The 11435-nt window shown below is 29.4% G+C and carries 12 protein-coding genes and 3 pseudogenes; 7 read left to right on the top strand and 8 right to left on the bottom strand.

The window, feature by feature from the left end; all coding sequences use genetic code 11:
- Positions 1–352 (top strand): annotated as a pseudogene (locus LOK41_RS26070) (plasmid recombination protein); the annotation flags it as partial.
- A gap of 219 nt (positions 353–571) precedes the next feature.
- Positions 572–1261, top strand: a complete 690-nt coding sequence (locus LOK41_RS26065; RefSeq protein ID WP_241818908.1) for a Rep protein — start codon at positions 572–574, stop codon at positions 1259–1261.
- Positions 1262–1554: 293 nt separating this feature from the next.
- On the opposite strand, the gene LOK41_RS26060 is transcribed toward LOK41_RS26065, so the two are convergent.
- The 6 genes from LOK41_RS26060 to LOK41_RS26040 form a co-directional block, all read right to left on the bottom strand.
- Positions 1555–1767: a hypothetical protein gene (locus LOK41_RS26060; protein WP_241818907.1), complete on the bottom strand. Its 213-nt coding sequence runs from the start codon at positions 1765–1767 to the stop codon at positions 1555–1557.
- Positions 1768–2481: 714 nt separating this feature from the next.
- The gene (locus tag LOK41_RS29390) at positions 2482–3114 is read right to left on the bottom strand and encodes an ABC-2 transporter permease (RefSeq protein WP_481748841.1); all 633 of its coding nucleotides are present in this window, start codon (positions 3112–3114) and stop codon (positions 2482–2484) included.
- Positions 3111–3824, bottom strand: coding sequence for an ABC transporter ATP-binding protein (locus LOK41_RS26055; protein WP_241818906.1), 714 nt, complete (start codon positions 3822–3824; stop codon positions 3111–3113). Before LOK41_RS26055 ends, LOK41_RS29390 begins: the two co-directional genes overlap by 4 nt.
- A 122-nt stretch (positions 3825–3946) precedes the next feature.
- Positions 3947–4456, bottom strand: coding sequence for a stage II sporulation protein M (locus tag LOK41_RS26050; RefSeq protein WP_241818905.1), 510 nt, complete (start codon positions 4454–4456; stop codon positions 3947–3949).
- A 4-nt stretch (positions 4457–4460) separates the two neighbouring features.
- Positions 4461–5063, bottom strand: coding sequence for a hypothetical protein (locus LOK41_RS26045; RefSeq protein ID WP_241818904.1), 603 nt, complete (start codon positions 5061–5063; stop codon positions 4461–4463).
- A gap of 242 nt (positions 5064–5305) precedes the next feature.
- A complete protein-coding gene (locus LOK41_RS26040; RefSeq protein WP_241818903.1) occupies positions 5306–5593 on the bottom strand; it encodes a hypothetical protein in 288 nt (95 codons plus the stop codon).
- 249 nt (positions 5594–5842) lie between these two features.
- On the opposite strand from LOK41_RS26040, the gene LOK41_RS26035 reads away from it, so the two are divergent.
- On the top strand, positions 5843–6253 hold the full coding sequence (locus LOK41_RS26035; RefSeq protein ID WP_241818902.1) for a DUF4064 domain-containing protein: 411 nt from the start codon (positions 5843–5845) through the stop codon (positions 6251–6253).
- 320 nt (positions 6254–6573) lie between these two features.
- On the opposite strand, the pseudogene LOK41_RS26030 reads toward LOK41_RS26035, so the two are convergent.
- Positions 6574–6932 (bottom strand): annotated as a pseudogene (locus LOK41_RS26030) (IS4 family transposase); the annotation flags it as partial.
- 624 nt (positions 6933–7556) lie between these two features.
- On the opposite strand from LOK41_RS26030, the pseudogene LOK41_RS26020 reads away from it, so the two are divergent.
- The 4 genes and pseudogenes from LOK41_RS26020 (at position 7557) to LOK41_RS26005 (ending at position 10576) form a co-directional block, all read left to right on the top strand.
- Positions 7557–7823, top strand: a pseudogene (locus LOK41_RS26020) (ArsR/SmtB family transcription factor).
- A 171-nt stretch (positions 7824–7994) separates the two neighbouring features.
- Complete coding sequence (locus tag LOK41_RS26015; protein ID WP_241818901.1) at positions 7995–8546, top strand: MerR family transcriptional regulator; 552 nt, start codon at positions 7995–7997, stop codon at positions 8544–8546.
- A 409-nt stretch (positions 8547–8955) separates the two neighbouring features.
- Positions 8956–9351 carry a hypothetical protein gene (locus LOK41_RS26010; RefSeq protein ID WP_241818900.1) on the top strand — a complete coding sequence of 132 codons (396 nt, stop codon included), beginning with the start codon at positions 8956–8958 and terminating at the stop codon, positions 9349–9351.
- Positions 9341–10576 (top strand): hypothetical protein, encoded by a 1236-nt coding sequence (locus LOK41_RS26005; protein WP_241818899.1) that lies wholly within the window; start codon positions 9341–9343, stop codon positions 10574–10576. Before LOK41_RS26010 ends, LOK41_RS26005 begins: the two co-directional genes overlap by 11 nt.
- Positions 10577–10604: 28 nt before the next feature.
- Here the strand turns inward: LOK41_RS26005 and LOK41_RS26000 are convergent, their stop codons facing one another.
- Positions 10605–11177 (bottom strand): tyrosine-type recombinase/integrase, encoded by a 573-nt coding sequence (locus tag LOK41_RS26000; protein WP_241818898.1) that lies wholly within the window; start codon positions 11175–11177, stop codon positions 10605–10607.
- Between the last annotated feature and the right edge of the window lie 258 nt (positions 11178–11435).

Raw genomic sequence — 11435 nt, 5'->3', positions numbered from 1 at the left:
AGATTATGAGCGTTTGAGAAAAACAGATTTTGTGAAAGAGAATGAAAGTTTAAAAGTGCATGTAGAGGGGTGGATGGAAGAAAATCGAACATTGAAACAAGAAAAAAGTCAGTTGCAAAAAGAAGTTGGTGTATTAAATAGGGAAATTAGCTCATTAAAAGCTCATATAAAGGTTTTACAGGCAAATATAAGAGTTTTATATCAACAGACGAAAAAAGTCTTAAAAGAGCAATTTAAGGCGTTTAGAGCGATTATAAAAAAAGATTTAGATAATAAAGGGGTAAATAATTATTTTGAGCATGAGCATAAGAAGGAAATTAATAAATATAAAGGGTTTGACATGGAACGATAAAAAAATTAGGGAAACTTTGTTTTCATCTTTAAGGTTATTGAAAACGTGATAGAATGAAAAAAAGAGCCATGCTGGAACATGACTCTTTTCATAGGGTATTCTACGAAAATACCTAGCATTCACTTATCTGATTATAGATTATCATAATTTGATTTATAATCAAATAGCAAAAAATAGGTATTTTTGTTGATTCCCTCAATAAGAGGAGGAATTGACATAATGAAAGAAGAAAATGAACAAACTTTAGGACAAGCTTTAAAGCAAGCTAATAGTAATGCAAGAAAAAGAAATTTTGAGAAAGATGTAAAACAAAGAGATCAAGCTGAAGAACTTAAAAAGTCACTTTTACAACAGTTAAAAGAACTTACTGGAGAAGAGCATTATATTGCTAAAAATAAAGATCCTTTTGCAGGGGAGCCGTTTAATCAAGTGATGCATAGAAATCTAGATTTATTAAACCAGATAGGCTATTTAACTCAAGCCGAGCAAAGTTATTTATTTTGTGTTCAAGCTTATTTAGAGTTTAGGAGTAATGTAATCATTTGTAGAGAAGATAAGTTTAAGAAAAAGAAAAAATACAATGAAGATGATTTTGATCTTCCTAGAGCTGCTACAGTTTCAGATATTGCTGAGATGATTGGTAAGTCAAGAAGACAAACGTCTGAAATTATGAATTCTTTAAGAGAAAAAGAAATTTTATTAAATCCTGAAGGTGCAGGACAAATTGAAGAGAATGGAAGAACAGTAAGCCCTAGGGTATGGATTGTTAATCCTTATATTATGATTTGTGCTCCTAGAAAAAATGAAGTAAAACTAGACAAATTGACTATGAGACTCTTTAAACATTCTTTAAAAAACCTTAAGGATAAAGACGGTAAAAAAGTGAATTTGCCTGTTAGATTTTTTTAGATCATATCATACTGATATGATCTTTTTTTATAGGAACAAACATTCTATTGGTAATATTTAGGTGTGAGGAAATCCTCTCATTTTACCCTAAAAGTGTGAGGATTTCCTCACACCCTAAAAACCGTGATAAACCCGGTCATATCAACGCTTTAACACGTTTTTTTGTGATGTTCTCTATTATCACTATTATTAAAGGGCTAAAAGTTCCGCAAGGAACAGGTAGTATTTTTGAGCAAACAACGCTCAAAAATCTCCACCTTCATAATAAAAAAAGTCGGTTCGTTTATCCTCACCTAAAGGCTAACGCCTTTACTTTTTTTATTATGTCCTTGCAAAACTTTTTTCGGCTCGTTTGCTTTTCTCGCCAAGCCGAAGGACAAAAAGCAATGCAATGGTTTTCGACTTGGACTAGCAAGTATACGAGCCGAACCGCCAAGATCAGTCGTCCTAGATTTGTTCTTATTCGTTATGATGATACGTTTCAAACCGTGGGGTCTCGTCCCCACACGACGAGCCAGCATTCCAAACAAAAAGCAAAGGAAGACCAAAAGACAAAAACAAAGAGGGAAAATCCCTCTTTGTTTTGCTCGCTCTGTTAGGGGGCAAGCTACGGGATTACCATGGTCTCCCCAAAAACGGTGTTTTTGACTTGGTAGGAGATTCCTACAACCTTTACCGTTTTTTCTGTCTCAAAATTTCATTTTTTCGTCCGAAAACGGTTGTCGCTTCACTCGATTTGCAATAGATAAAAAGACAAGGTGAAAACAAAAAAACTAGCCCCAGAAAGAGGTGCTAGTTGACGTAAAATTCGTTATCGGTAGCAAGAAAAAGGCGAATTCTCTTTGAAAGTAGGGATTTTTCTTTTTCTATAATGCTATTCATCTTTATATATATTCCTGTCCTGGTGTGGGTTCAGGGCTCTTGTTTATTATTGGTTTAGCCAAAAAACTGTATAAAATCTTGGATACTCTTAGCGTGGTTTTTTCCGGAATGCTGGTGATACCCCATCACCAGCAAGCTAAGAAAAGCAAATACTCTAAAACGAGAAATTTGACATCCCAGATGAAAAGGTACAATTCTTTTGTTTTGGGGCTTTATAAAGTTCTTAAGTTGATGGGCATGTATTGTGACCTCTATATGTAAAAAATTTTACCATAACTGTAATTAGGATGAATCCTTAATTATTAACTAATATATAGCGCAAAGTTTCCGAGTAACTATTAGGTTTTTTTGGAATATATTTTATGAGATGTATATAAAGATATTAATATCGATATCGTCATAATAGCTATCGAAATACTTATTAGATAAATGGGATTAACGGTTAAAAATGCATTGACCTTTATAACACCATTTAAATAGTTTAACCCTGAACAAATTAGTATAAAAGCGAGAATAGCTATAGACCCTCCTTGAGCACCATTATAGTAAACTGATGGGAGAAGCAGGGATAAGTATATTGTACTAATAAAAAATGTAGAGTATATCGTTATCATGTGAATACTTAAAGAAAATGCAGCAAAAAAATAGGAATACAAAAGATTAAATAAAATTAACAATAAAAGAGTTATGAAAATAATGATAAAGCTAGTCATATACCTGCTCAAAATAATTTTCATTTTTGATAAAGGTGTAGATAATATATATGTGTCCCAGTTCGCTTTATCATCTTCCAGGAATAAAGGGATAGGCATTGAACAAAGAAATATAGGTAAGAGAATATTTATGACAAGTACTCCTGTTGCATTTAAAAAATAAATAACTATAAATGCTAGTATCCCTAATAATATAAATGGAAACAGCTTTAATTTATTTTTTAATACTATAATATCTTTAAGTATTAAACCCTTCACCTAAAATCAGCCCCTTTAATATGCTCCCTCATCACACTCTCAATAGATCTATCTTTAGTAATTTCAGATGTATATTCAGAAAATAACAGGTTACCTTTATGTAAAAAAGATAATTTATTAGAAATACGTTCAACATCAGATAAAATATGTGTTGAAATTAAAACACCACTATGTGTTTTCTCTACATATTCCTTTAAAACATCTAATATGTCCACTCTCATAATTGGGTCTAAGCCACTAGTTGATTCATCTAACAATAATAGTTTAGGATTATTAGATAATGCTACGGCAAAACTAAGTTTAACTTTCATACCTTTGGAAAAATCCTTTATTTTTGTTTTTAATGGTAATTTAAATTTATCTAAATACATAAAGTAATTATTTTTATCCCAATCATCATATATGTATGAGAAAATTTTTCCAACTTCATCAGGATTCAATAAATCATGGAAATGATTATTATCGAATACCACCCCTATTTTATTTTTTATATATTTTTCATTATTCTGATAGTCTTTTCCGAATATCTTTATATCACCTGCTTCATAGCTTGTTAGATTTAGTATTAATTTAAATAATGTTGTTTTCCCAGCTCCATTTTCCCCAACCAACCCCATTATATCTCCTTCTAATAAATCTAAATTTATATTATTCAAGGAGAAATCAGGGTAATCTTTTTTGAGATTTGAAATTTTTAATAATGTATTCATAGTTTTCACTCCTTGATATAATTTTGTATCTGACATTTTATTTTGAAGAAAATTAAGGAACAGAATTTTAGAAGATCCACAGTATACACCTACAAATCTATCATTTCATATAGTTATAATTTTCACTTCAGCAATAATATGACCATTGGAGATATATATGCTTCAATCAATGCTGCTGAAATAACTAAAATAAATCCAATAAAACAAATTTTGATGGATTTTTTATAATTTGAGAAATGATAGTTTATTGGTTTTAACCCAAAATTTGCTGCTAAAAAAAAAGATAGAAATTCAGGGATTCCGTGAATTAAAATGGGAAAAGATATAGGTCCCAATTCTAAAATTCCCTTTGTAGCAACACCGAGCATAATAGCATTTGAAATTATATTGGTCAAAGTTAATATTCCAAAAGTAATTGTTCCTAATAACAACAATAAGAAAACAAATAAGTTGTTCCGTAAAATGTAAATAAAGGTTTGGAATGAAATATAATCTTCATTAAAGTCTTTCATTGGAGATACTTTATAATCTAGGAAAATCAACGAAACACAAGAAGTAATGGTGTATACAGAAAAGAAAATTATTAAGGTTATTTTTGTTTCTTTTTTATAATCGACAAGTAAACTTGACATTAAATCACCATACTTTCGCTATTACTGATATTGTGATATCAATAATATACCAAGCTGAAACAACTCGTAAGATGTCTTTGTAATTTCCGTTTATAAAAAGGATTAATAAATATCCCATTATTAGCACACCAAATATTTCAAAAGGATTAATTTTACTATAAATAACACTTAATATCTGACTATCGGTATGTATATAAGACACTAATGTTGTATACCCTAATTCACGAACCCCCAAAAAAATGGTTGCAAACATATTTATTATTGAACCTATCAAAGAGGGAATATAAGAAAGTACAGCAATCAAAATAACCTTTCGTTTTGAAATTACTTTTGCTAGATTAAAAAGATAAATGATAAAGTTTAAAAAAATAACTTTAAAAAAGATATTCATAGTAGGAGCCATAATCCCCATTACAATCAATAAAAAAAAACGTAAATTATCTATGTTTTTTAAATTATCTTCAAATCCTTCAAGTTTTATTATATCCCCAATATTTTCCTGAGATAGAAATAACATAATATTAGTAATTAATATATAGCTTATAAAAATTATAAATATCCAATAACTAGATAGGTCAATTTTTTGTTTTGTAATTGTCTTTATCACTTTCGCTCACCCGTTTTATATATTTATAAAAGAATAATCACATAGTAGTCTCCTAGCTAGTTAGATTTGTTGGAGAAAGTTAGGAGAGGAGATTTTATATGAATGGGACTACGGGCATGATGACCTGAACATCAACCTATATTTTCTTAATATTCGGTTAATAAATTATTGGATCATGTCCGCAGCCCAAACAATCTGAGGAACAGAGAGGATCTGAATTAAAACTTTCTAGACTTTAATTCTTAAAGACCGACTGCCCCGACACCAGCAATAAGTGCAGCTACTGGCCATCCAATAGCTACTCCCATATAAGCTAAGAAGGCAGATTGAACCCCATAGACTGTACTTATTGTACTTAAAGCCTCAGCTAAACCTTTTGTAATAGGCACACCATTTTTCTGACAAATATCAATGATGTAAGCGCTGTTAGTTGTACTGAAAAAATAAGCTAGTAAAGCAATAGTGCTTGCTGCTAACGCAACTTTTAGGATCCTATCAATCTGGATACTTTGATAATTTAAAACAGACATTCACATTCTCTCCTTTCATTTAGTTTTTTCAATTTATTCAAATTATGTATTTTTCTGGGTTGACATTTGTAATATAACTTAAATGTTTGATAATTTCAATAATTGTAATATAATTGTAATATAAATGTGAAATTTATTTCAAACTATAATTTACCATAATTTTAATTATACGGTACTAAATGTAGGTTTTGGAAGTTGTTTAATAATATGTAAAAAGATTTTATTTTTGATTTTTAGGAGGATTATTTAATGAAACATACAGGTGAAATAACATTAGGGATTATCGGCATCATAATATATGCGTTTTTCCTAATGATAGGAGGATTTATAATCTGGTTAGCAAATAATGAGGGTTTTATGAAAAGTCTTTTAGAAAAAGACCCCTCCGAATTGACAGCTGACCAATTAAATAATGTTATAGATTCTATGACAATTATCGGATGGTTAATTGTTTTAAGCTTTTTAGCTGCTATCATATTAGGCGTTTTGAGTATTAAACTCATAAAAGGAAATAAAGGACCTAAGACATCTGGGTTACTTTTTATCACGACCGCTATATTAACTTCAATTATTACCATAGGAATCGGCGTATTTGGTGGAATCTTTTATCTAATTGCAGGTATTATATGTCTGATGAAAAGAAAAAAACAGCCAAGTTAATAAAAACATAAATTCAGGATTGTTTCTTGATACTTGTTGCTAGTTATATTATTGTAATTTATAGGAATTTGTGATTATTGAATGAATTTCTATTCAATAATCACAAATATTAGTAAAGCATTATATAGAGTCAATGGTGATTTGAAAAAGGTAATTCGTAAAGAAGAGAGATAAACATGTCGGGAATAACAAAAGAACATAAGGGGTCCCGCCAATGCCCATCAAGCTAGCAAAGTAAGTTTCTAGATACCGAAATAATTCTTGTTTTAAAACTAGCAAGTAGACATGCTAAAGAAGCCTATTAAAACGCAATTTTTTGGCTAGGCAGCTTGTCTATGTTTCACTGTCGTTTTATACACAATCTTTAGAATATCAAAGACGGCCATCTTTTTATACCGATGACATTTACGACCGTTCTTTTTGAGCAGCTGATAAAGACGATGTAGAATTTTTAAAACTTCTTCTGTGCCAACGGCTATCGCTTGAAACAGTAACGGAAAGTAATCTTTAATCATATAAATGGCTTTGTATTCATTTAGCTCTTGTTTTTTTTTTCAAACAGAAACTGTCGTATTTGAAACATTATAGAAGAACAGAGGAGGATTCTGATGAGTTGTCCATATAAATGGCACTCTAGGCGTTCTCTTTTTATATTCTCTTCACATTCATCAATTTCAAACAATAATCCCTCTATATTTTGAACAAAGATTGCACAAAATATAGAGGGATTATTGTTTATACCTGAACTTTTTATAAAAAAGATTAATAATTTCAATAAGGAAATCATTAAAAATAGCTCTGATTATATATTAAGCTTGTTTTTACAGTTTTCGCAAATGAATTTTCCCTCTAAATTTAAATAGGCTTTAATTTCTGTAAATCCTATTTTCTTAGGATAGGGTACGATCACTAATGCTTGTTCGTCCTTTTTAATATCTACCTTACAGTAGATGCATTTCGGAACTATCAATGCCACATTAATCCCCTCTTTCAACTCTTTATTTTTACACTATATATCAAACTATCCCTACTTTTATTATACAACACATCTCATTTTAAAGGTTCAGCTGAAATACGATATATAAATTAAATAACTGTCCGTTTAGAGGATGCTATATATATTAATTCAATGAACCTCCTATCTAGGGGTTTTTATTTTGGTGGAGGATTGTTAGATTATGTTCTATTTCTGAATTTGGTTTTATTAATCGGCTATAGTACGTGAAATTTATTAAGTGACTATATTTCTGAAGAAGTTATTGAAATATTTTGGGTGTTTAGAGCTTTGGTGAGAGATTTTTATATGGACTTTAGTTTCTATACAGAAAAAATAACAACGTTAGAATTATTAGGTAATCCTAGTCGCTTATCAATTGTATGTAAATTGATTGTATGGGGGTATTTGTCAGTTTCTAAGAAAAGTAAATTAACATAGATTTCGGAAGATATGATTTTACAGCATGTACGGAAATTAATTTTGGGAAATATCGTGAAAAATGAACGTAAAGTGATGATACCCCTATATGGATTAAATAATCATTTATTAAGAAAAAAATCGAGTATAACTTAGATTTGTGAAAAATTTGTTATTTTTATATGACAGAAGGATATGAACCTTAGTAAAATGAATTAGTAAAAACTTAGGTATCAAACTTAGGTATCAAGGTTAGTTTTTTTGAAAATAACCTTTGATATTTAAAAAACTTAGGTTTTTATTTAGGTTTTAAAGGTGGGTGAAAAGATGGATAAAAGTAAAAATCTAGGTGAAGAAAAACCAGATTATATAGCGATGACTGTTAAAGAAGTTGCATTGTGTTTAGATGAATCGCCAAATGTTATAAGAAATTGGATGAAAGAGTTAAGGATGTATATTGCTTTAGAGAAAAATGAATCTGGCTATAATGTTTTTAATGAGAAAGCTCTTGAGCAAATGAAGATAGTTAAACAATTGCATCGAGAACAAAATTATTCAATAAAACAAATTGAACATTACTTTGCTACAGGTGGAGAGAGTATAAAACCTGTTCCTAGCAAAGAAGTTGGAGAGATTTTAGCTGAAGAATTAAAAGCATTAAAAAATGAAGTTAGTAGACTTAGAGAACATAGTGAGAAACAAGAAGAATTTAATAAGTTGTTAATTGAACAATTACAAAAACAACAAGATTATATTGATAATAAGTTAGAGAAACGGGATCAGAAATTACTTGAAACAATTCGTGAAGTACAAGAAACAAAAGCATTAACAGCATCTACTGAATCCAAAGGTTTTTTTGCGAGGTTATTTGGAAAATAACCATTTTAAGATTTATGATCCGAGTCCTGGCGTTTATGCCGCGAAAGTTCTTTGACGATGAGGGTTCGGAGGCTTGTGGTCAAGGGAACCGTGGAATAAAAAGCGAGGACGGACCCCAGGACAGAGCAAAAACTAATGTCTTCGCCAAAATTCGAGGTTCTACTGTTAGAAAAAGGCGAATAAGAATATAGCATACATACAATAAGGGAATGCAGTATAGATCAGTCTACAAGCATTCCCTTGCAAATGATATGACTGTTCTATTTATTGGTTGCAAATAATGCTTATTGTGACGTTATTTTGAAAGTTTATGTTTAGAAAAGTATTGATATGATGGGATTTCCTTTAAAAAAACAATTAGGTATATATATTTTAAAAAAATATAATTTATATAAGGGCAGTGTGACAAATGGCTAGAACTTCAAAATGGGATAAAATTATACAAGATTTATTTTCAAATAAAAATACTATTTATATGGCTACAGAGTTGATTGAGTTTTTGTGTGAAAAGTATGGTATTACAAATCATAATGCTAGACAAATTATAAAAAGGTCTGTAGATAAAGGATTAATTAAAACTAGTAGCCCATTTACTTTTCAAAGTGGTCAATATGTTTATATGGATTTGAAAACAAATTTAAATTTAGAGATTTTATTAAAAATATCTAGAAAGTATAAACAGTCTTTATATCGGTTACTTTGGTTATTTAATGAAGAGGAAAAAATTATATCTATGTATGAAGCCAAAAAAATAATGGGAGTTCCTGTTGAAAATATTGAACGATATAAATTAGTTGATTTTTAATAAAGAAATAAACGAATTAGATAGCAATGGCATTTTATCTATTAAATATAATGTAGAAAAAAATATTAAATATTTAATTTCTAATGATGTGATTGATGAATCATATATTAAAAATCAAATGAATTTGCATTTTGAAAAAATGTCTTTAGATGTTTTGTTAATTCCAGATATTATTAGATGGCTAAAAAAGCATAATTTTATTGATTCTAATGATATTGCTTATAGAAGGGTTGATAATCCTTCTATTGGTGCTAAACATAATGATTTTTTGTGGGATGTTTATTCCTATACAAATACTACTGGTTTTTCAATTGATGTTGGAAATAAAGATAAACAGACTTTAGTTGTTTTAGATGTATTAATTCATAGGGAATATTCTCAACAAGATTTATATGGTTTTTATAGTAGAATACAGTCAGTAAGGCATAGTACTCATGGAGATGCTAGAAAGATATTACCTATTATTTTCTATAATGAAATTGATCCAAAAGTTAAAAAGGAGATACAAAATTTAAAAATATTAAATTTTTCGATACAAGATATTTTTGGTATTAAGGTTATAGAAATAATTAATAAATTGGATACTGTAAAGAAATTGTTAGATAATCAATACCTTCCTCTTGAAGAAAAAAGTAAAGATGTTGTAGAAAATATAGAATCTACATTAGCAGTAATGAAAGATACTGGTCATACAGATAATCTACAAAATTTAAAAGGTGATTTATTTGAATCATTGATGTATGTTATAGTATCAAATTTATATTCTAATCAAGGAGATAGAATTATGCATTCTGTTAATCTTAAACCTTATGAGTATGACATTGTGGTTCAGAGGATGGATGAAATAATTGTATTTGAGTTAAAAGGATTTAAAAGTAAAACAATAATAAATTTAGGGGATAGTAGTACAAAAAATACTGTAAGATGGTTTTTTGCTAAGACTTTTCCTCATGCTAAAGATCAATATGCTTTACCAAATCATCATTATGCTTTGGATAAATCTAAAATTAAAGGATGTTATATAACTTCTGGTCAATTTTCAAAAGAAGCTAAAGAAAAATTAGTTAAGATAAATGAAAGTAACATAAAGCCTACTAATTTAAATTGTTATTATGATCGTACAAGCTTGTTGGATTTAGTAAGAAATCATCCTCAACTTGATATATTAAGAAAAACAACAAACTTTGTTTATTTATTAGAAAGATATTATCTTGAAGATAAATAAACAAAGTTGTTGTTATATGATTATTAACTTATATATAAAAGGTGTCTAAGATATGGTCTTTTTCTTCTTTATTGATACCTATATATTTCAGTGTAATTTTTGGTGTACTATGGTTTAGTATTTCTTGCAACATAGCTACATCTTTTGTTTGTTTATAGAACCAATAGCCGAAGGTTTTGCGCATGGTGTGGGTCCCAACGGATTCTATACCGGCAAAATCTCCGGCTTTTTGCAATTGTCGATAAGCCTGGATCTTACTAATGGGCTGATCTCCTTTTCTTGAAGGGAATAACCAGGTATTTTCTAGTGATTGGGCATACGAATAGACTTCATCAAAAATAGAAGTAAGGTTAATCATGCGTTCTTTCTTTGTTTTTCCTTCTTTGATTTTGAATTCTTTTCTCTTTTTTCGTTTTAGCTTTATTATGGTTTGTGTTTCAAGTTGAAGTAGATCGCTTACACGTAATCCTGTATGAATACCAATCAAAAATAGAATATAGTCTCGTTCAGAACAATGACGTTTGAGAGCCCATTTCATATTTTCGATCTGTTCTTTGCTACGGATTGGTTGGACATCAATGAGATGTGGTTTTTTATTCATGGATTTTAGACCTCTTATTTTATAGTGTTTTGAATGTATACTTTTGTTGTTTATTTTGAGGATATCAGAGGATTTGGCATGAAGTCAATTTTTAAGGGAAAATGAATGTAAACTAATATGCAAAAGTTTACTTTCGATAAAATAAAAAAAGCCCTATTAATTTAGGGCTTTTTTCGTTTAGGGTAATTTTGAATTTTTAAGTTGATGGGCATGTGGTACTACTCCTAATTAGATGAAAATGGGATTTTAGGAGTAGTG

The organism is Bacillus sp. TL12, from assembly GCF_022625245.1.
Classification (GTDB): domain Bacteria; phylum Bacillota; class Bacilli; order Bacillales; family Bacillaceae_G; genus Bacillus_A.
The sequence above is the reverse complement of the archived record's forward strand: the minus strand, read 5'-3'. Positions and strand labels throughout refer to the sequence as shown.